This is a genomic window from Streptomyces sp. NPDC051183 (genome assembly GCF_040682455.1).
Lineage (GTDB): Bacteria > Actinomycetota > Actinomycetes > Streptomycetales > Streptomycetaceae > Streptomyces.
Genome location: NZ_JBFBBA010000009.1, coordinates 1 through 19,622, shown reverse-complemented (window position 1 = coordinate 19,622; position 19,622 = coordinate 1). Strand labels below are relative to the sequence as shown.

The 19,622-nt window shown below is 71.3% G+C and carries 20 protein-coding genes and 5 pseudogenes; 13 read left to right on the top strand and 12 right to left on the bottom strand.

What is annotated here, in order from left to right:
* Positions 1–56: 56 nt before the first annotated feature.
* The 4 genes from AB0M99_RS10115 to AB0M99_RS10100 all read right to left on the bottom strand — a co-directional run bounded on the left by AB0M99_RS10115 (position 57) and on the right by AB0M99_RS10100 (position 3,513).
* A complete protein-coding gene (locus AB0M99_RS10115; RefSeq protein ID WP_365918545.1) occupies positions 57–947 on the bottom strand; it encodes a pyridoxal-phosphate dependent enzyme in 891 nt (296 codons plus the stop codon).
* Between the two features lie 22 nt (positions 948–969).
* Entirely contained in the window at positions 970–1,560 is a 591-nt protein-coding gene (locus tag AB0M99_RS10110; protein ID WP_365918544.1) for an N-acetylmuramoyl-L-alanine amidase, read from the bottom strand.
* A gap of 131 nt (positions 1,561–1,691) precedes the next feature.
* On the bottom strand, positions 1,692–2,888 hold the full coding sequence (locus AB0M99_RS10105; RefSeq protein WP_365918542.1) for a globin domain-containing protein: 1,197 nt from the start codon (positions 2,886–2,888) through the stop codon (positions 1,692–1,694).
* A 160-nt stretch (positions 2,889–3,048) separates the two neighbouring features.
* Positions 3,049–3,513, bottom strand: coding sequence for an Rrf2 family transcriptional regulator (locus tag AB0M99_RS10100; protein WP_365918540.1), 465 nt, complete (start codon positions 3,511–3,513; stop codon positions 3,049–3,051).
* Between the two features lie 228 nt (positions 3,514–3,741).
* Between AB0M99_RS10100 and AB0M99_RS10095 the strand changes: the two genes are divergently transcribed.
* The 5 genes from AB0M99_RS10095 to AB0M99_RS10075 all read left to right on the top strand — a co-directional run bounded on the left by AB0M99_RS10095 (position 3,742) and on the right by AB0M99_RS10075 (position 7,948).
* Entirely contained in the window at positions 3,742–5,148 is a 1,407-nt protein-coding gene (locus tag AB0M99_RS10095) for a family 2B encapsulin nanocompartment shell protein (RefSeq protein ID WP_365918538.1), read from the top strand.
* A gap of 38 nt (positions 5,149–5,186) precedes the next feature.
* Positions 5,187–6,272 (top strand): family 2 encapsulin nanocompartment cargo protein polyprenyl transferase, encoded by a 1,086-nt coding sequence (locus AB0M99_RS10090; RefSeq protein ID WP_365918536.1) that lies wholly within the window; start codon positions 5,187–5,189, stop codon positions 6,270–6,272.
* Between the two features lie 138 nt (positions 6,273–6,410).
* A complete protein-coding gene (locus AB0M99_RS10085) occupies positions 6,411–7,004 on the top strand; it encodes a GNAT family N-acetyltransferase (protein WP_365918534.1) in 594 nt (197 codons plus the stop codon).
* A gap of 110 nt (positions 7,005–7,114) precedes the next feature.
* On the top strand, positions 7,115–7,699 hold the full coding sequence (locus AB0M99_RS10080; protein ID WP_365918532.1) for a dihydrofolate reductase family protein: 585 nt from the start codon (positions 7,115–7,117) through the stop codon (positions 7,697–7,699).
* Positions 7,700–7,744: 45 nt separating this feature from the next.
* Positions 7,745–7,948 (top strand): hypothetical protein, encoded by a 204-nt coding sequence (locus AB0M99_RS10075; RefSeq protein WP_365918531.1) that lies wholly within the window; start codon positions 7,745–7,747, stop codon positions 7,946–7,948.
* 38 nt (positions 7,949–7,986) lie between these two features.
* Here the strand turns inward: AB0M99_RS10075 and snpA are convergent, their stop codons facing one another.
* The gene (snpA, locus tag AB0M99_RS10070; protein WP_365918529.1) at positions 7,987–8,643 is read right to left on the bottom strand and encodes a snapalysin; all 657 of its coding nucleotides are present in this window, start codon (positions 8,641–8,643) and stop codon (positions 7,987–7,989) included.
* Positions 8,644–8,853: 210 nt separating this feature from the next.
* Between snpA and AB0M99_RS10065 the strand changes: the two are divergent.
* Positions 8,854–9,753 (top strand): annotated as a pseudogene (locus tag AB0M99_RS10065) (LysR family transcriptional regulator); the annotation flags it as partial.
* Between the two features lie 282 nt (positions 9,754–10,035).
* Here AB0M99_RS10065 and AB0M99_RS10060 read toward each other — a convergent pair.
* Positions 10,036–10,179: pseudogene (locus AB0M99_RS10060) on the bottom strand (NADP oxidoreductase); the annotation flags it as partial.
* A gap of 333 nt (positions 10,180–10,512) precedes the next feature.
* On the opposite strand from AB0M99_RS10060, the pseudogene AB0M99_RS10055 reads away from it, so the two are divergent.
* A pseudogene (locus tag AB0M99_RS10055) lies at positions 10,513–10,671 on the top strand (haloacid dehalogenase); the annotation flags it as partial.
* On the opposite strand, the gene AB0M99_RS10050 reads toward AB0M99_RS10055, so the two are convergent.
* Entirely contained in the window at positions 10,652–11,023 is a 372-nt protein-coding gene (locus AB0M99_RS10050; protein ID WP_365918527.1) for a hypothetical protein, read from the bottom strand. The pseudogene AB0M99_RS10055 and the gene AB0M99_RS10050 sit on opposite strands and share 20 nt — an antisense overlap.
* Before the next feature lie 445 nt (positions 11,024–11,468).
* Entirely contained in the window at positions 11,469–11,864 is a 396-nt protein-coding gene (gene sodN, locus AB0M99_RS10045) for a superoxide dismutase, Ni (protein WP_030709803.1), read from the bottom strand.
* A 168-nt stretch (positions 11,865–12,032) separates the two neighbouring features.
* Here sodN and sodX point away from each other — a divergent pair, with 168 nt between their 5' ends.
* A complete protein-coding gene (gene sodX, locus AB0M99_RS10040) occupies positions 12,033–12,452 on the top strand; it encodes a nickel-type superoxide dismutase maturation protease (RefSeq protein ID WP_365918525.1) in 420 nt (139 codons plus the stop codon).
* On the opposite strand, the gene AB0M99_RS10035 is transcribed toward sodX, so the two are convergent.
* A complete protein-coding gene (locus AB0M99_RS10035) occupies positions 12,356–12,985 on the bottom strand; it encodes a CGNR zinc finger domain-containing protein (RefSeq protein ID WP_365918524.1) in 630 nt (209 codons plus the stop codon). The genes sodX and AB0M99_RS10035 overlap by 97 nt on opposite strands.
* Before the next feature lie 68 nt (positions 12,986–13,053).
* Between AB0M99_RS10035 and AB0M99_RS10030 the strand changes: the two are divergent.
* A pseudogene (locus AB0M99_RS10030) lies at positions 13,054–13,170 on the top strand (SAM-dependent methyltransferase); the annotation flags it as partial.
* Positions 13,171–13,285: 115 nt separating this feature from the next.
* Here AB0M99_RS10030 and AB0M99_RS10025 read toward each other — a convergent pair.
* From AB0M99_RS10025 to AB0M99_RS10015, 3 genes are read right to left on the bottom strand one after another with little or no spacing between them, the layout of a single operon-like run.
* On the bottom strand, positions 13,286–14,038 hold the full coding sequence (locus AB0M99_RS10025; protein ID WP_326593562.1) for an amino acid ABC transporter ATP-binding protein: 753 nt from the start codon (positions 14,036–14,038) through the stop codon (positions 13,286–13,288).
* Between the two features lie 11 nt (positions 14,039–14,049).
* On the bottom strand, positions 14,050–15,000 hold the full coding sequence (locus tag AB0M99_RS10020) for an amino acid ABC transporter permease (RefSeq protein ID WP_365918522.1): 951 nt from the start codon (positions 14,998–15,000) through the stop codon (positions 14,050–14,052).
* Between the two features lie 29 nt (positions 15,001–15,029).
* Positions 15,030–15,974 carry an ABC transporter substrate-binding protein gene (locus AB0M99_RS10015; RefSeq protein WP_365918520.1) on the bottom strand — a complete coding sequence of 315 codons (945 nt, stop codon included), beginning with the start codon at positions 15,972–15,974 and terminating at the stop codon, positions 15,030–15,032.
* A gap of 524 nt (positions 15,975–16,498) precedes the next feature.
* Here AB0M99_RS10015 and AB0M99_RS10010 point away from each other — a divergent pair.
* The 4 genes and pseudogenes from AB0M99_RS10010 to AB0M99_RS09995 all read left to right on the top strand — a co-directional run.
* Entirely contained in the window at positions 16,499–17,701 is a 1,203-nt protein-coding gene (locus AB0M99_RS10010; protein ID WP_365918518.1) for an NADP-dependent malic enzyme, read from the top strand.
* A 395-nt stretch (positions 17,702–18,096) separates the two neighbouring features.
* On the top strand, positions 18,097–19,059 hold the full coding sequence (locus AB0M99_RS10005) for a zinc-binding dehydrogenase (RefSeq protein ID WP_365918516.1): 963 nt from the start codon (positions 18,097–18,099) through the stop codon (positions 19,057–19,059).
* Positions 19,060–19,144: 85 nt separating this feature from the next.
* Positions 19,145–19,354 (top strand): helix-turn-helix domain-containing protein, encoded by a 210-nt coding sequence (locus AB0M99_RS10000; protein ID WP_365918514.1) that lies wholly within the window; start codon positions 19,145–19,147, stop codon positions 19,352–19,354.
* A pseudogene (locus tag AB0M99_RS09995) lies at positions 19,354–19,470 on the top strand (Clp protease N-terminal domain-containing protein); the annotation flags it as partial. The gene AB0M99_RS10000 and the pseudogene AB0M99_RS09995, both read left to right, overlap by 1 nt.
* Positions 19,471–19,622: the final 152 nt, after the last annotated feature.

Below are 19,622 nucleotides of genomic sequence, written 5' to 3'. Positions count from 1 at the left end.
TCCGGCCGCTGCGGGGGCGCGGGGGCGGCGGGGTGCGGGGCCGCCGGCCGGGCCCGTTACGGCCGGCCCGTGACGACCGCCGTGACGGTGGTGCCGCGGGCGAACGCGCCGGACTCCGTGAGCGCGGCCAGGGCCCACAGGAGCTTCGCCACGTAGATCCGCTCGACCGGCAGGCCGTGGCGGGCCTCGAAGTCGGCGGCGAAGTCGTCCAGCTCGGCCGGGACGCGCGCGTAGCCGCCGTGGGCGAAGCCCTCGGCCAGGGTCCAGTCGCCCGCCGGGCCGCCGAAGGCCGCCGCCTGGAGGGAACGTATCTCCGCCCCCAGGAAGCCGCCCGCGAGCACCGGGACGCCCAGCGCCCGCTGGCCGGGGGCGAGCCCGGCCGCCAGGCCCGCCAGCGTGCCGCCCGTTCCGCAGGCGACGGCCACCACGTCGCCCATGCCCCGCAGCTCGCGCCCCAGTTCCCGGCAGCCGTGGAGCGCGAGGGCGTTGCTGCCGCCCTCGGGGATCACGTACGCGTCGGCCGCCCCGGCCTCGGCCAGCAGCCGGGCCAGGACCTCCGGATCGGCCTTGCGGCGGTAGTCCTGCCGGGAGGTGAAGTGCAGCCGCATGCCGTCCGCCGCGCACCGGGCGAGGGAGTCGTTCAGCGGGCGCCCCGCCAGTTCCTCGCCCCGTACCACCCCGACCGTCGACAGGCCCAGCAGCCGGCCCGCCGCGGCCGTGGCGCGCAGGTGGTTCGAGTACGCCCCGCCGAAGGTCACCAGCCCCGGGCGGCCGGCGGCGACGGCGGCCCGCAGGTTCGGCGCGAGCTTGCGCCACTTGTTGCCCGGCAGCTCCGGATGCACGAGGTCGTCCCGCTTGAGCAGCAGCCGTACGCCGTGTGCGGCGAAGCGGGCGTCCGCCACCTCGATCAGCGGGGACGCCGGGCGGGGGAGCAGCACGTCGTTCATCCGGCCATTGTCCGCCGCGGGGCTACTTCAGGCGGTCGTGGACCCGGTCGCGGAAGGAGTCCATCGTGAAGCCCTTGGGGTCGATCTTGCCCGGCTTCCACTCCAGGTGGCCGATCACCGAGCGCGAGGTCCAGCCGTGGACCCGGCACACCGCGGCCGCCGCCCGGACCATCGCGTCGAGCTGGACCGCAGGCCACGGGTCCTCGCCGTCGCCGAGGTTCTCGCACTCGAAGCCGTAGAAGTGGCGGTTGCCGTCGGTGTTCGCGCGCAGGTCCGGCGGCAGCCGCTTCTCCGCGACCACCGCCGCGAGGACGCCGGAGTCGCCGGACCCCGCGTGGTTGGCGCGGCCGTAGCCGACCAGGTGGACGCGGCCGTCCTTGGTGATCACGCCGTGGCAGAGCGGGCCGGGGAGGTCCTCGTCGCCCTCGCGGCAGAGCCCGACGGTGAACGCGGTGCCGTTGCTGACGGTGTGGTGGATCATCACACCGTTGACCGGGCCCCAGGGGCCCTTGTGGTTGCGGTTGTGGGTGCGCCAGGCGCCCACCTCGACGACGGTCAGGCCCTCGTCCCGCAGTGCGTCGATGAACCGGTCCGCGGACATGGGTGCGGCCATGGCCGCCTCCTTCGTTGCGGTGCGCGACGGACACCCTTTGTGCTCGTCTCGTCACGCACCGGTTTAGTGGAGGCGACCCTTCCGAGGCTAGGGCGTTCGTACGGCGAGCGAGCCGATCCGGACAGGCGCCGTTACGCCGAGGCCAGCCACAGGTCGGGGCCGAACACCTCGTAGGCGATGTCCGAGGCCGGCACGCCCTTGGCGATCAGCTGCTCGCGCACGGACCGCATGAAGGGGAGCGGCCCGCACAGGTAGGCCTTGGTGCCCGGGGCGACGGTGACGCCGGCCAGGTCGATCCGGCCCTCGCCGTCCCCGGGGCCGGCCGACCGCTCGTACCAGAACCGCGCCGAGGCGTCGGCGAGCTTGGAGGCCAGCGCCCGGTGGTCGTTGCCCAGGGCGTGGTCGGCGGGGGACCGGTCGGCGTGCAGGACGGTCACCGGCGCCGTGTGCCCGGTGTCGGCCAGGTGCTCCAGCATCGAGAGCATCGGGGTGCATCCGATGCCGGCCGAGGCGAGCAGCACCGGGGTGCCGGAGTCCTGGAGCACGAGGTCGCCGTACGGGGCCGAGACCCGCAGGGTGTCGCCGGTGCGGATCTCGGCGTGCAGGTGGTTGGAGACCTCGCCGTCGGGGCCCGCGGCGGCCGGGCCGTGGACCCGCTTGACGGTGATCGCGCGGACCGGCGAGCCGGGCGCCGAGGAGAGGCTGTACTGGCGGATCTGGCGGGCGCCGTCCGGGAGTTCGACCTGTACGGAGACGTACTGGCCCGGCTTGAAGCCGGGCGCGGGCTCGCCGTCGGTCGGGACGAGGTGGAAGGTGGTGCAGTCCGCGGTCTCCTCGACGCGGGCGGCGACCGTCCACGTCCGCCAGACGTCGCCGGCGAGCACCTGCTGCTCGGCGTACAGGCGCTCCTCGATGGTGGCGAGGGCGTTCGCCATCAGCCAGTAGACCTCGTCCCAGGCCGCGGCGACCTCGGGGGTGACGGCCTCGCCGAGGATCTCGGCGATCGCCTCGAAGAGGTGCTTGTGGACGACCGGGTACTGCGCGCGGGTGACGCCGAGGGAGGCGTGCTTGTGGGCGATGCGGTTCAGCATCACGTCGGGGCGGGTGTCCGGGTGGGCCACGAGGTGGGTCGCGAAGGCGGCTATGGAGCCGGCGAGGGCCTGCTTCTGGAGGCCGGCGTTCTGGTTGCCGCGGTTGAAGAGGTCGCGGATCAGCTCGGGGTGGGCCGTGAACAGCTTCGTGTAGAAGAGCTCCGTGATGTCGCCGATCGCCGCGCCGACGGCGGGCAGGGTTGCGCGTACGGTCTCGGTCGACTTCTCGGAAAGCATCGGGTCTCCTCGCGTAATTGGCATCTGAGATGCATGTTTTGGTGGTGAAAAAACGGCCTCGCAGGGCTCCGCCGCGGTGCGGACTCCTGTTCGAACGGCCGGTCGGGTTCAGCCTAGGCAGGGCGACGGCCGGTGCGTATCGGCCATCCGACCCCCCGGTTCAGGGTCTTTCGGCCCCGGTCCGCGCGTCCGCCCCGCCGCCCGAAATGCCCAGCAGGAGCGGGCCGGTCGGCGCTGCGACCAGGTCGTTCACCGTCAGCGGGTCCAGCGTGGCGAAGAAGGCCTCCTGGGCCCGGCGCAGCGCGCCGCGCAGGACGCAGGCGCCGCGCAGCGGGCACGGGGTGGTGCCGTCGCAGTCCACGACGTCGCCCGCCCCCTCCAGGTCCCGCACCACCCCGCCCACCGAGGCGGCGCGCCCGGCGGAGGTCAGGGCGAGGCCGCCGCCGCGCCCGCGGCGCGCCTCGACCAGGCCGAGGTGCTGCAGCCTGGCGACCACTTTGGCCGTGTGGGTGTACGGGACCTGCATGGTCGCCGCCACCTCGCGCGTGGTGGGGAGGTCCGTCTCCGCGACGGCCAGGCGCATCAGGACGCGCAGTGCCAGGTCGGTGAATCGGGTCAGGCGCATGGGTCCACCGTAGAAAACTGGCATCCGCGATGCAAATTTAAGCGCCCCGGCTACCCCGAGGTGGCCGGAACTCGTGGGAACCGAGTGGCCGCCGGGACGGGGGGCGAGCTTCAAAGAGTGCCCACGCACGGTCGAAGTAGTCCCACCCTTTTGTGTAATGGTCCCACCACGTTGCGTACTGGAAGGCTTCCGTCCCGCAGACCCATGGAGTGATCGAGAGGGAAATACATGTCGGTCCAGGCAGGTTCCGAATCCGAGACCCAGGCACCGCAGCGCAGTCTCGGGACTTCGGCCGCGCGGAACTTGGCAACCACGACCAAGTCCGCGCCGCAGATGCAGGAGATCACCTCGCGGTGGCTCCTCAAGATGCTCCCGTGGGTCTCGGTCCAGGGCGGCACGTACCGCGTCAACCGCCGGCTGAGCTACTCGGTGGGCAACGGCATCGTCGAGTTCATCAAGACCGGCACCCAGATCCAGGTCATCCCCGCCGAACTCGGCGAGCTCCCGCTCCTGCGCGACTACGAGGACGAGGACGCCCTCGTCGAACTCGCCCAGCGCTGCCGTCAGGTCGACTTCGAGGCCGGCCAGGAGCTCACCTCCTTCGGCAGCGCCGCCGACCGGGTGTTCCTGCTCGCCCACGGCCGCATCGACCACATCGGCCCCGGCCCCTACGGGGACGACGCCGTCCTCCAGACCGTCGCCGACGGCGCGTACTTCGGCGAGGACTCCCTCGTGGACGAGGAGGCGATCTGGGAGTACACCGCCCGCGCCGCCACCTCCGGCACCGCCCTCGTGCTCTCCCGGCAGGACTTCCAGCTCCTCGCCGACCGGGTCGAGTCGCTGCGGGCCCACCTGGACCAGGTCCGCGCCATGCCCGCCCAGCGCACCAACAACTACGGCGAGGCCGCGATCGACCTCTCCGCCGGCCACGTGGGCGAGGCCGTCCTGCCCGGCGCCTTCGTGGACTACGAGGCCCGGCCGCGCGAGTACGAACTCTCCATTGCGCAAACGGTCCTGCGGGTGCACACGCGCGTCGCGGACCTGTACAACCAGCCGATGAACCAGACCGAGCAGCAGTTGCGGCTCACGGTCGAGGCGCTGCGCGAGCGCCAGGAGCACGAGATGCTCAACAACCACGACTTCGGCCTGCTCCACAACGCCGACTACGACCAGCGCATCCAGCCCCACGACGGCGCGCCCAGCCCCGACGACATGGACCAGCTGCTCAGCATGCGGCGCGGCTCCAACCTCTTCCTGGCCCACCCCAAGGCCATCGCGGCCTTCGGCCGCGAGTGCAACAAGCGCGGCCTCTACCCGGAGACCGTCGACATCGCCGGCACCCGGGTCCCGGCCTGGCGCGGCGTGCCGATCTTCCCGAGCAACAAGATCCCGATCAGCGACGCCCGCACCACCTCGATCCTGTGCATGCGCACCGGCGAGGACGACCAGGGCGTGATCGGCCTGCACCAGCCGGGCATCCCCGACGAGATCGAGCCGAGCCTGTCGGTCCGCTTCATGGGCATCAGCGAGCAGGCGATCATCTCGTACCTGGTCACCGCCTACTTCTCGGCCGCCGTGCTGGTGCCGGACGCGCTGGGCGTACTGGAGAACGTCGAGATCGGCCGGTGGCGCTGAGCCGGCCGGCCGCGGAGCCCCGGGGACGCGCACGCGCCATGACGACGACAGAGACGACCGCGGGGACGACCGCAGGGACGACCGCGGAGACGGCCGCCACCGGCGAGGGCCAGGAAGCGGCCGCCCTGCTGGAGAGAACCAGAGAAACGGTCAACCCGGAACTGCGCCGTGCCGTCGAGGGCCTGCCCGGCTCGATGCGGCGCGTGGCGATGTACCACTTCGGCTGGGAGCACGCGGACGGCACGCCGGCCGCGGGCCACGCGGGCAAGGCCATCCGGCCCGCCCTGGTGCTCGCCTCGGCCCAGGCCCTCCAGGGGCCCGGGCGAGGGGGCGAGGACCCCGTACGGGCGGCCGTGGCCGTGGAGCTGGCGCACAACTTCACGCTGCTGCACGACGACGTCATCGACCGGGACGTCCGGCGGCGCGGGCGGGAGACCGCCTGGACCGTCTTCGGGATACCGGACGCGATCATCACCGGCGACGCCATGATGTCGCTCGCGCTGAACCTGCTCGCCGAGGACCCGCACCCGGCCTCGGCGGAGGCCTCGGCCCGGCTCACGGCCTGCGTCATCGAGCTGTGCGGGGGTCAGCAGGCGGACTGCGCCTTCGAGCAGCGCGAGGACGTCTCCCTCGACGAGTGCCTGACCATGGCCACGGCCAAGACCGGAGCCCTGCTCGGCTGCGCGTGCGCGCTCGGCGCGCTGTACGCCGGGGCCGGGGCGGACGAGGTCGACGCCATGGACGCCTTCGGGCGGGAGGCCGGGCTGGCCTTCCAGCTCATCGACGACCTGATCGGCATCTGGGGGGACCCGGGGCACACCGGCAAGCCCGCCGGCGCGGATCTGCTCGTCCGCAAGAAGTCCCTCCCGGTCGTGGCCGCCCTCACCTCGGGCACCGCGGCCGGGGAGGAGCTGGCCGCCCTGTACGCGGGCCCCATGACCGGGGACGACGTGCGCCGGGCCGCCGAGGCGGTGGACCGGGCCGGCGGCCGCGACTGGGCGCAGGCCCACGCCGCGGACCGGATGGGCCGGGCGGTGCAGCAGCTGTCGCGGGCCGTGCCGGACCTCGGGGCGGCGGGCGGGCTGCTGGCGCTGGCGGAGTTCGTCACGCGCCGTACGAAGTGAGGGCGTAGACACGCTCGGACGGACGGGGAGGCCTGTTCCTGCACCGCGGGGTGCCGGAACGGGTCTTTCTGCGTCCCGGGGTCAACTCTAGGATCACTCACGGTTGTTGACGTGTGAGTGAAGTGAAGGGTGTGACCCATGGCGCTGGAGATACGTCAGGCGGATCAGTCGGACCGGGACGCGGTGGCGGGGCTGCTCGACCGGGCCTTCCGCACCGACCCGGTGAGCAGCTGGGTCTTCCCGGACCCGGAGCACCGGGCGGCGGTGCACGGGAAGTTCCTCGGCGTCTTCGTGGACGTCGCGCTCGCCGAGGGCCGGATCGACTACGCCGCGGACGGCTCGGCGGCCGCGCTGTGGCTCCGTATCCCCGCGGGCGAGCCGGAGGGGGAGGACGAGGTCCCGGCCAGGATGCGCGCGGTGGCCGACCCCGGCAACGAGCGGTGCGAGCTGGTCGGCAGGCTGACCGGCGCAGTGCACCCGACGGCCGAGGAGCACGAGTACCTGCTGATGATCGCGGTCGCGCCGGGCCGGCAGGGCGAGGGGCTGGGCGGGGAGCTGATCCGTCCGGTGCTGGAGCGCTGCGACCGCGAGGGCGTGCCGGCGTACCTGGAGGCGAGCAGCGAGCGCAGCGGCCGGCTGTACGAGCGGCTGGGGTTCGAGCACACGGGCACGCCGGTGCGGCTGCCGGACGGGCCGCTGATGTGGCCGATGTGGAGGAAGCCGCGGGGCTGACCGGACGGGGTGCGTATTCCGTACCGGTAAACCCTTGCGGAACCACTTCACCTGAAGTACTTTGACTGGCGTGCTCCGGTGCGGGGCACTGTCTAACGGAAGAGACCGGCTTGCGCAAGCTCACGTACTTCGTCGCCACGACCATCGACGGCTTCATCGGGGCCCCGGACGGCGACGGCGACTTCTTCTACACGTTCCTGGACCCCGAGTTCATCGACCACCTCAAGGCCGAGTACCCGGAGACCATCGCCTCCCAGGGGCGCCAGCAGCTCGGGGTCGGGGACGCGCCGCCCAAGCGCTTCGACGCCGTCCTCATGGGACGCGCCACCTACGAGCCGGGCGTCAAGGCGGGCACCACCAGCCCCTACGGCCACATGCGCGAGCAGTACGTCGTCTCGCGCTCCCTCACCGTCACGCCCGACCCGGAGGTGGAGCTGATCAGCGGGGACCTCGTGGCCCGGGTCCGCGAGCTCAAGGCCCGGGACGGGCTCGGCATCTGGCTGTGCGGCGGGGCCGACCTCGCCGGCCAGCTGGTCGACGAGATCGACGAGTTCGTCGTCAAGACCTACCCGGTCTTCGCCGGCACCGGCATGCCGATGTCGCGGGCCGGCTTCGGGGTCCGCCGGCTGGAGCTGACCGGGACCAAGGTCCTCGGCGGCGGTCAGGTCATCACCTCGTACGACGTCCTGCGCTGACCCGCACACCCCGCCGGATGCTCGGAACCGGCCTACCGTGGAGGCATGACCGGTAAAGAGCAGCACGAGACGGAACACGCGACGGTCGCCCCGCGGGCCGGGCACGAGCAGCAGACGTGCCCGGCCTGCGGGCGTCCCGTCGACACGCTGGTCAGGCGCCGCAAGTCGTTGGGGATCTTCGTGCCGGAGTGGAGCCCGGGTCCCTGCCGGAACCCGGACTGCACGGCGTACGTACCTCCGGAGGGCTAGCCGCCCCGCCCTCCCGGAGGCCCATCCCTTCCGGAGCCCTAGCCCTTCGAGTCCAGGCCCGAGGCGACGAGGCCGTTCGCCCAGAGCTGGTTCACGCGCGAGCGCTCGGCCGAGTTCGGGGTGGCGTTCGTGCACGAGGTGCCAGGCCCGCCGCCCGACATGAGCTCGCTGCACGGCCCGGAGTAGTGGTCCGGAAGCCCCAGCACGTGGCCGGTCTCGTGCGAGGTCACCCGGGTCGAGTTGTACTGCTGGTTCTGGCGGTAGTCGAGGAAGATGTAGCCCCGGCCGTGACCGTCCGTGCTCGCGTACGAACCGCGCGGGTCGTTGCCCTCCCGGTACGAGAAGTTCCCGCCCGAGGACACCTCCTGCAGCTTGACGTTGCTGACCGAGCTGTTCCAGATCTGAGTGGAACGGGCTATCTGGGTACGGAAGCTCGGCGCGTTGCGGGTGTTGTACGTGACGGTCACGGCGAGGGCGCCCGGGTTCGCGGCGCGCTGCTCGGCGACCGAGCGCTGGACGGCCTCGAAGAAGGCCCGGTTGGCGGCCTGGTTCTCCTGCGAGCCCTCGTACGCGGCGTAGCTCGCGGCGTCGCCTACGGGGGCGGGCGCGGCCGCGGCGGGGACGGTGCCCGCGAGGGCGGCGGCGAGGCCGAGACCGACAGTGGTGGCCAATAAGGCCTTTCGGGAGTGGCGCATGTGGGGGAGCTCCTACTCGTCCGGTGCGGTGGGGGGTGGTCGTTCGGTACCGGAGTCTGCGGGACCACGAGCGTCCGGCGGATGATGTCAGCCCCCGATAGTGCCGGGTTATCGGGGAGTTTTCGGCAGGGCAACTGCCATGAGAATGGCGGGATTCGGGGGGATGCCAGTGGCTGGTGCGGTCCGCCGGGCCCGGCCTACCCTCGGGACATGGAGCTTGAGGTCAGGCACCTGCGCGCCCTGTGCGCCATCGCCGACGCCGGGAGTCTGCACAAGGCTGCCCGGCAGCTCGGCGTGAGCCAGCCCTCCCTGACCACGCAGCTGCGCCGCATCGAACGGGCCCTGGACGGCGAACTGTTCCTGCGCGAGCGCACCGGCTGCCGGCCCACCCCGTTCGGCCGCACCGTACTCGGCCGGGCCCGGCCGCTGCTGGCCGAGATGGCCGCCCTCGTCGCGGAGGCGCGGGCGCTGGCCCGCGGACCGCGGCTGCGGATCGGCTCGACGGCCAGCCGGGCCCTGCCGGGGTGGCTGCGGCGGCTGCACCGCAGGATGCCCGACACGGAGACCTCGCTGGTCGTGGACGTCTCCGCCAACGCCCTGCTGAGGATGGTGGCTTCGGGGCAGCTCGACGTCGCCTTCGTGCACGAGGTGGAGGGCAGCCCGCTGCGGGTCCCGGCCGGGCTGCAACTGCACGTACTCATGGAGCGCGAACCGCAGTTCGTGTCGATGTCCCGGGACCATCCGGCCGCGGCCCGGCCCGTGGTGGAGCTGCGGGACCTCGCCGCCGACCGCTGGGCCGTCGACCCGTCGGTGGACGGGGAGTGGGCCGGCCTGCGCCGGGTGTTCGCCGGAGCCGGGCTCGACCCGCCCGTACTGCACGCCGACTACCACACCGCGACCTCGCTGATCGTCTCCGGCGAGGCGGTCGCCCCCTGCCAGCCCACCTCCGGCCCGCGCGACGACATGGCGATCCGGCCGCTCTCGGGCGACCCGCTCGCGGTACGGCTGCTCCTGGCGACCCGGCCCGGCGCGCACGCGGAGGTGTACGAGGACCTCCGCGCGGCCTACCGCGAAGCCGCCCTCGGGACCCCGCCGTACCGGGCCTGGCTGCACCGGCACGCGCGGGAGCCCGCGGCGGCGCGCCTGGGGCTCGTCGTCGGTGGCGCCGGGGGCGAGGACGGGGGCCGGGAAGGCGTACCGGGCCCCGGAGCCCTGCCACCACACGCCGATGGCGAGGACGGCGGCGGCCTCCACGAGCACCGCCCGGTCGAGGCCGCCGCAGAAGGGCACGGCGAGCGGGGCGCCCTCGAAGGCGGGCCCCATCGCCATGGGGACGGTGCGGTCGAGCAGGACCCGCCCGGCGAGGTGGAGCGGCCGGACCGCGTCGGCCGCCGCACCGTCGGGCACGGCGACCAGTACGGCCTCGCCGTGCGCGGCGGCCCCGGCCTGCGTCCCGTGGTCGCAGGCCCCGATCCGCCGGGCGGTCCGGGCGGCCGCAGCGGTGCCCCGGCCGCCGACGTACACGCCGACGTACACCTCGTGTCCGGCGCGCGCCCAGGCGCCGCCGAGTGCGGCGGCCGTTGAGCCGGTGCCTCGGGGGTGTCGGTCCCGCCGAAGCTACGCGCGCCGATACGCACCGCAGGGTGTGCATCGGCCGGGCAGGGCAGCCGCAGTCGAGGAGCACCGACCTGGGAGGCGGCGACTTCGCGGCGGACTGCCGCGCGCGGCCCCCGGCCGGCACCGCCCTGCTCGCCCCGATCCGCGGGATGGGCGCCTGGGCCGCCCGCTGGGCGGACGAGGTCCTGGCCGGCGGGCAGGTCCGGTTGCGGTGGGCGCAGACTGTGTCTTCCGGTACCGGCACCGTGTTGAAGGCCGGCAGCCGGCATGCACACCGTGCTCGTGCGGCGCGGCCCGTGGGCCACGATCCAGTGGAACACCGACGAGGCCCGGACGCTTCCGACGTTCCGCGTCGACAGCCTCGCCGAGCTGCCAGGCCTGATCGCCGAGTTCAACAAGCAAGCGCGCTGACCACGGCGCCCCAGCCGTAGAGCCGGTCATCGAGGTCGCGGACGTACTGCTCGTGTTCCCACGGCCCGAGTGCGCGCCGCACCTCGCGGACCCGCTCCAGCCCGGTGGCATACCAGTGCGTTTCCAGCAGTTCCAGCGCGCGCAGGGCGTACTGGGATGCGCCCTCCGGGTGCCCGGCGGCGGCCTCCACCGCGCCGAGGTCGCCGAGGACGACCGTGCGCTGCTTGTCGGCGTCCCCCGGGAGTTCGTCCAGCACGTGGAGCAGTGTCTCGCGGGCTTGCGGCAGGTGCCCCGCGGTCAGTTGCACGTTCCCCTTGAACGCGGCCAGTCGGACCGGGCTGAACCAGTCCATCCACTCTGGGGCGGGCTGGCCTTCGGTGTCGTCGACGACGGTCTCACCGTGGGCAATCAGGTTGAGGGCGGACCGGGTCCGGGTGGAGCGTCCGCGCGGGAAGCGACCGCGCCGCGTCTGCCCTCACGGTGCGGGAGTGACCGTCATGGTGGACCCGGGAGCGCGTACACCTCGGAACGTCCAGTGCGGCGGCTGCTCCTCGCTTGAGGCCTGACGCGTGCCATCGAGCCCCGGTCGGGCCCCCTTCCGGGCGGGGCTGCGGGAGACGTCGGTGCACGGTGAGGCGATCCCGGTCTCCTCCTGGAAGGAGTGGGGGAGACTCGCTGCCGCATGAGCATTTCCCAAATGGCTCCCACTTGATCTTGAAGGGCCCGGCCGCAACTGCGACCGGGCCCTTCTTCTGCCCCGCTGACCAGCAGCGCAGGGGGTTCCTCGGGCGCCCGGATCAGGCGGCCTTGGTCTCCCAGAAGATGCGGTCGATCTCGGCGATGAGCTCCAGGGCCTTCGCGCCGGTCGCCGGGTCGTTGGACGCCTTGGCGGCCGAGAGGGCCTTCAGGGTGTCGTTGACCAGGGTGTGCAGCTGCGGGTACTTCTCGAAGTGCGGCGGCTTGAAGTAGTCGCTCCAGAGCACCGAGACGTGGTGCTTCGCGAGCTCGGCGCGCTGCTCCTTGATGGTGATGGCGCGCGCACGGAAGTCGGCGTCGTCGTTGGCCTGGTACTTCTCCTGCACGGCCTTGACGGACTCGGCCTCGATGCGGGCCTGGGCAGGGTCGTACACGCCGCACGGAAGATCGCAGTGGGCGGAGACCTTCGCCTTGGGGGCGAAGAGGCGGGAAAGCATGGAGTTTGTCCTCCTCGTGATCGTCTTCTCAAGGGGGAGATTACTCCGTGAGAAAGACGATTTCGCGGCCGCCCCATGGGCTTAGGGCAAAAGTCCAGGGTCGTGTCGGGAGCGGTGAGCGAATGTACGGGCGCGTGCGGCAGCATGCGGGGGAGAGGAGGAGGTCGGATGGTGGAGAACAGGCGCTCGCGGTCACGGTTCGAGGTGCTGGAGGTGACGGGCCCCTCCATGGTGCCCACGCTGCTCCACGGGGACCGGCTGCTGGTGCGCTACGGCGCCCCCGTGCGGCCGGGGGACGTGGTCGTGCTGCGCCATCCCTTCCAGCAGGACCTGCTCGTGGTCAAGCGGGCGGCGGAGCGCCGGCCGGGCGGCTGGTGGGTGCTGGGCGACAACCCGTACAACGAGACCGGCGACAGCACCGTCTACGGGGCGGTCCCCGCGGAACTGGTGCTGGCGACGGCGGTGCTGCGCTTCCGGCCGTGCGCGGCGGATCAGCGCTCGCTCAGGGCCCGGGTCTCCTGGGCGGCGTCGGCGCTGCGGCCGCTGTGGGCGGACGCCTCGGCCTCCAGCCGCTTGCGGGCGCGGTAGGCGGCGACGTTGGCGCGGGTGGCGCAGCGGTCGGAGCAGTAGCGCCGGGAGCGGTTGGTGGAGGTGTCGACGTAGGCGTTGCGGCAGGGCGGTGCCTGGCAGAGGCCGAGCCGGTCGGGGCCGTGCTCGGTGAGGTGGAAGGCCAGCCCCATGGAGGCGATGGCGGCGTAGCCGGCGGAGGCGTTGGAGGGGTGGTCGGCGAGGTGGATGTGCCAGTTGGGGCCGCCGCGCTCGCCGATGGTCTCGTGGCCGGAGACCTGGGGGCTGACCGGGAACTCCATGAGCAGGGAGTTCAGCAGGTCGACGGCGAGGACGTGGTCGCCGCCGTCGGCGGCCTCGAAGATGGAGCGCAGCCGGCCCCGGACGTTGCGGAAGCGGGTGACGTCCGTGTCGGTGACGCGGCGGGCCATCTGCACGCTGGCGCCGAACAGGGCGCGGACGGCGTCCACCGAGGTGAGCGAGTCCTTGTTGCGGGCCGGCTCCTCGGTGTTGACCAGGCGCACGGCGTAGTCCGAGTAATGGGCCAGTTCCACTTGTCGTCCTTACGGCTGCGGATGGGTGTCGCGGTAACGGCTGGGTCGTATTCGAGGGTATTACGCATGGAGGGGCGCCGCCGGTGCTGGATCCCGTGTGCGGTACGGGAAGTATTACGGACCGGCTCCCGCGAGGGTTCCCGGAATCCACCGGTACGGGAGCCGATCTCGTTCCCGCGCTGTTGACCGCGCCGGGCGCGCCGGGCGACCCGGTCGGCCCCCGGGCGGGCCGACCGAGCCCCGGGCACGCGTGAGGGGCGGTACGGGAGTCCCGTACCGCCCCTCAGCCGTGCATCGCGCCTACAGCACCTTGGACAGGAACGCCTTCGTGCGGTCGTGTTGCGGGTTGCCCAGCACGTCGCGGGGGTTGCCCGACTCGACGACGACGCCGCCGTCCATGAAGACGAGGTTGTCGCCGACCTCGCGGGCGAAGCCCATCTCGTGCGTGACCACGATCATGGTCATGCCCGACTCGGCGAGGTCCCGCATGACGTCCAGGACGTCACCCACCAGCTCCGGGTCGAGCGCCGAGGTGGGCTCGTCGAAGAGCATCAGCTTCGGCTCCATGGCGAGCGCGCGGGCGATCGCCACGCGCTGCTGCTGGCCGCCGGAGAGCTGGGTGGGGTAGTTCCCGCCCTTGTCGCCGAGGCCGACGCGGTCCAGGAGGCGTACGGCGCGCTCGCGCGCCACCGCCTTGGACTCGCCCTTGACCATGACGGGGGCTTCCATGACGTTCTCTATGGCCGTCATGTGCGGGAAGAGGTTGAAGCGCTGGAAGACCATGCCGATGTCCCGGCGCTGGGCCGCGACCTCGCTGTCCTTCAGCTCGTAGAGCTTGTCGCCCTTCTGCTTGTACCCCACCAGCTGGCCGTCGACCGAGAGCCGGCCGGCGTTGATGCGTTCCAGGTGGTTGATGCACCGCAGGAAGGTCGACTTGCCGGAGCCGGACGGGCCGACCAGGCAGAAGACCTCTCGGGGGGCGACCTCCAGGTCGATGCCCCGGAGGATGTGGGCGGCGCCGTACGACTTGTGGACGCCTTCTGCCTTGACCATCGGCTGGGCGGTCACTTCGCCACCTCCGTACGGCGGAACATGTTCAGGTTTGCCTTCAGCCGCTGCAGCGGAGTGGGCGGCAGGCTGCGCAGCGAACCGCGGGCGTAGCGGCGCTCCAGGTAGTACTGGCCGACGCTGAACACGCTGGTCAGTGCCAGGTACCAGATGGAGGCGACGAAGTACATCTCGATCACCGCGCCGGCCGTGGAGCCGATGTTGGAGCTGGCGCGCAGGAGTTCGGTGTACTGCACGGCCGAGACCAGGGACGAGGTCTTCAGCATGTTGATGAACTCGTTGCCGGTCGGCGGGATGATCACGCGCATCGCCTGCGGGAGCACCACGCGGCGCATGGTCTGCGTCCGGGTCATGCCGAGCGCGTGCGAGGCCTCGCTCTGGCCCTCGTCGACGGACTGGATGCCGGCCCGGACGATCTCCGCCATGTAGGCGCCCTCGTTCAGGCCGAGGCCCAGCAGGGCGACCATGAACGGCGTCATGACGTCGACGGTCTCGTTCTTGTAGATCGGACCCAGGTTGATGTACTGGAAGATCAGCGGGAGGCTGAACCAGACCAGCAGCTGGACGTACACCGGGGTGCCGCGGAAGAACCAGATGTAGAGCCAGGACACGAAGCTCGTGACCGGGTTGTTCGAGAGCCGCATCACGGCGAAGAGGATGCCGAGCACGAGGCCCAGCGCCATCGACGCGATGCTGATGATCACGGTGTTGCCGAGGCCCGCGAGCACCGAGGAGTCGAACAGCTTGTCGCCGACCGTCGCCCAGATGATCTTGCCCTGGGAGAAGGCGTAGACCAGCCAGCCCAGCAGTGCGGCGACGACCACGGCGCTGATCCAGCGGCCGTAGTGACGTACGGGGATTGCCTTGATGGCCTCATAGGGGATGCCCGAGGCGCCGGGTCCGGCCGGCGGAGTCGCGGCCGGACCCTTGTCGATCTTGTCAGTCACAATGACTGCCCTTCAGTGAAGCGCTCGGATCACTTGCCAGCGTTGATCGTGGCGGACTGAACGGCACTGCCCTTGACGTTCCACTTCTCCAGGACCTTGGCGTAGGAGCCGTCCTTGATGATGGCGTCGAGGGCTTCCTTGAGGGCGTCGCGCAGCTGCGGGTTGTCCTTGGAGACCGCGATGCCGAAGAGGCCGACGTCGGCCTGGTCGCCGGCGACCTCGAAGTCGTTGCCGCCGCCCGACTTCTGCGCGGCGTAGGCGGTGACCGGGAAGTCGTTCAGGTCGGCCACGGCGCCGCCGGCCTTGACGCGGGTCTGGGCCTCGGCGTCGGTGTCGAAGGCCTCGATGGTGAGCTTCTTGTCACCGCACTTCTCGGCCTGCGCCTTGAAGGTGTCCTCGTACGTGGTGCCGCGCTGGACGGCGACCGTCTTGCCGCACAGGTCGTCGAGGGACTTGATGTTGCTCGGGTTGCCCTTCTTGACCAGGAGCGAGACGCCGGAGGAGAAGTAGTCGACGAAGTCGACGCCCTTGCCGATCTTCTTGCCGTCGTCGTCGAGGCCTTCCTGACGCTTCTTGTTGTCCGTCATGGAGGACATCGCGATGTCCTGGCGGCCGGTCTCCAGGGAGGTGAGCAGACCGTCGAAGGTGCCGGAGGTGAATTCGAGCTTCACACCGAGCTGCTTGCCCAGCGCCTCGGCGATGTCGGGGTCGACACCGACGGTCTTGCCGCCCTCGATGAACTCCATCGGGGGGTAGGCGGTGTCCGAGCCGACCTTGATGACGCCGGCGTCCTGGATCTTCTTGGGCAGCTTGGCGAACAGCGGAGCGTCGCTGGTCTTGCCCTTCGTCTCCGAACCGCTGTCGGTCTGGTCGCCGCAGCCGGTGAGGATCAGGGCGCCGGCGACCGCGATCGCGCCGACCGCGGCGATCCGGGACCGGGCGGCGGTCGTACGACGGGTGGTGCTTGCGGTCATGAGCTGGTTCCTCCGGCTGGTGGAAAAGCATCCGAGAAGGGTCGGGCACGCACCATCGAGTGTCGCGACCTTGTGTGATTACGGCATCTTGCCATTCGGACTGACGCATTCAGGCTGCCCATCAGGTCAAAATCAGATAACGGACACCCCCGGCCACCCAACAGGACTGCGGACAAGGCCCCTCCAGACCGCACAAACCCCCGTGACCAGCCCTTTTGGGCTCACTATTTGCGGCGCGTCTCGCCCATTGGGCACAGAGGTTTGGACTTTTAGCCAAAACCAGGACAAGCGGCCTATGGTCGAGCAGGAATCGACTCGTCTGGGTGAGCGTTCTTCAGGTAGAACAGATCCTTACACCCCTCATCCGGGGCTCAGGGCGCGCGTGCGGCGCGCCCGCGCGTACGAACCTCCCCTTCGCGGAGACGGGCCAACCGTCGACGCGGAGTACGGACGCGGTGCCCGCCCACCCCTTAACCAGGAGTGGCCACCCTCAATGATTCAAAGGACTTAAGGGGTCACACAAAGTGGCAGCGGAGATCGTCAACCCTCGCAGCGACAGCGTTACGGACAACAACCCGGACGCGGTGTTCGCGCTGCACCGGGGCGGCAAGATGGCAATCCAGGCCACTGTGCCGGTCAACAACTCGGACGACCTGTCCCTGGCGTACACGCCCGGCGTGGCGAAGGTGTGCACCGCCATCGCGGAGCAGCCGGAGCTCGTCAACGAGTACACCTGGAAGTCCAACGTGGTCGCCGTCGTCACCGACGGCACGGCCGTGCTCGGACTCGGTGACATCGGACCCGAAGCCTCCCTCCCCGTGATGGAGGGCAAGGCCATTCTGTTCAAGCAGTTCGGCGGCGTGGACGCGGTGCCCATCGCGCTCGCCACCAAGGACACGGACGAGATCGTCGAGACGGTCATCCGTCTCGCGCCGTCCTTCGGCGGGGTCAACCTGGAGGACATCTCCGCCCCCCGCTGCTTCGAGATCGAGCGCCGGCTCCAGGAAGCCCTGGACATCCCGATCTTCCACGACGACCAGCACGGCACGGCGATCGTGACGCTGGCCGCCCTGCGCAACGCCGCGAAGCTCACCGGGCGCACGCTCGGCGACCTGCGCGCCGTCATCTCGGGCGCCGGCGCCGCGGGCATCGCCATCGCCAAGATCCTCGTGGACGCGGGCATCGGCGACGTCTGCGTCACCGACCGCAAGGGCGTCGTCTCGGCCGACCGCTCGGACCTGACGGACGTCAAGGCCGAGATCGCGGGCCTGACGAACAAGACCGGCCAGACCGGTTCGCTGGAGAAGGCCCTCGCGGGCGCGGACGTCTTCATCGGCGTCTCCGGCGGAACGGTCCCGGAGGAGGCGGTGGCCTCGATGGCGAAGGACGCGTTCGTCTTCGCCATGGCCAACCCGAACCCGGAGGTCCACCCGGACGTCGCGCACAAGTACGCGGCGGTCGTGGCCACGGGCCGCTCGGACTTCCCGAACCAGATCAACAACGTGCTGGCCTTCCCGGGCATCTTCGCCGGTGCCCTGAAGGTCCGCGCCACGCGGATCACCGAGGGCATGAAGATCGCCGCCGCCGACGCCATCGCCGGTGTCGTGGGTGACGAGCTCGCCGCCGACTACGTGATCCCCTCGCCCTTCGACGCGCGCGTGGCCGAGGCGGTCGCCGCGGCCGTCGCCGCGGCGGCGAAGGCGGACGGGGTGGCCCGCCTGGCCTGAGCGCCCGGCTGAGCAGCTGTACGGGGGGAGGTCCGGCCGGAGTGATCCGGCCGGGCCTCCTTCGCATTCGGACGGGTGGCGCACCCTCCCCGCCCCCGAGCCGGGAGGGGTCGCGCCGTCCGGAACCGTGGGCCGGGCCGAAGCCGGCGGCCATCGCGGAGGAATGCGGGAATGACGAATGCGGAAAAGATGACAGGCTCATGACGAGCGCGCCGCATGGCTTGAATATTACCCTCGATCGTGGACGGTTCTCGACGTTCCGTTTGTGACTCGGGAGTAGGCAAACCGACTGGTACGGCAGTTGGTTGAGGGTCGAACAATGGGTTCCGCTCGGCCGTCCCGCCGAGTCGCCGCCTCTGGCCGATCGGGGCTACTGGACGGTAGCCTCTGGCCGCATGTTCGCTGCCTATGCCGCCCGAATCGACCGTGACCAGCCGCTGCGCGGCCTTGAGCTGGGCGAGCGCCCGGCCCCCGAGGCCCGACCCGGCTGGGTGACCGTGAACGTCAAGGCCGCCTCGCTCAACCACCACGACCTGTGGTCGCTGCGCGGAGTCGGCCTCGGCGAGGAGAAACTCCCGATGATCCTCGGCTGCGACGCCGCCGGGATCGACCAGGACGGCAACGAGGTCGTCCTGCACTCGGTGATCGGCCAGAGCGGCCACGGGGTCGGCCCCGACGAGCCCCGCTCGATCCTCACCGAGCGCTACCAGGGCACCTTCGCCGAGCAGGTGACCGTGCCCGCCTGGAACGTGCTGCGCAAGCCCGCCGAGCTGTCGTTCGAGCAGGCGGCCTGCCTGCCGACCGCCTGGCTGACGGCGTACCGGATGCTCTTCACCAACGCGGGCGTCCGCCCCGGCGACTCCGTGCTCGTCCAGGGCGCGGGCGGCGGTGTCGCGACCGCCGCGATCGTCCTGGGCAAGGCGGCCGGCCTGCGGGTCTTCGCCACCAGCCGGGACGAGGCCAAGCGCAAGCGGGCCGTGGAGCTGGGCGCCGTGGAGGCGTACGAGCCGGGCGCGCGGCTGCCGCAGCGGGTCGACGCGGTGATCGAGACGGTCGGCGCCGCCACCTGGTCGCACTCGGTCAAGTCCCTGCGGCCGGGCGGCACCCTGGTCATCTCGGGCGCCACCAGCGGCGACCGCCCGGCGCACGCCGAGCTGACCCGGATCTTCTTCCTGGAGCTCAAGGTGGTCGGATCGACGATGGGTTCGAAGGATGAGCTGGAGGACCTGCTGTCCTTCTGCGCCGCGACGGGCGTACGGCCGGTGATCGACGAGGTGCTGCCCCTGGACCGGGCCCGGGAGGGCTTCGAGAAGCTGGAGTCGGGCGACCTGTTCGGCAAGGTGGTCCTGACCGTCTGACCGTCTGACCGTCTGGCGACTCCGGTCCTCCAGGTATGTCAACCGAGGTTGACGCCCTCCCGTGCGTCAACCTACATTGACATGCATGACGGAAGCCACCGATCTCGCAGAACGGGCCGGTGACCGCGACCCGCGCGTGGGCCTGCGTGCCGTGGCCGCCCTCCGCAGACTGCTGGAGCAGTTGGAGGGCGTTCAGGTACGCAGTGCCCGCGCGCAGGGATGGTCCTGGCAGGACATCGCGGCCGAGCTGGGCGTAAGCCGGCAGGCCGTACACAAGAAGCACGGGAGGCTTTGATGTTCGAGCGCTTCACCACCGCTGCCCGCGACGCCGTGACGGGCGCGGTCGCCGAGGCCCGCCGGGCCGGGGCCGCCACCGTCACCGAGGAGCACCTGCTGCTCGCCCTGCTCGACTCGGGCGCGCTGGGCCGTTGCTGAGGCCGTAGTCAGGTCTCAGTATTCCGGGCATTTCGGCCCGGAAGGTCCGTCTCGTCACCAGAGCGTGAGGGCTTCGGCTTGAGTACGGTCTCTCGTTTCTGTCTGCCGCTGGTGCGGAAGGGTTGCGC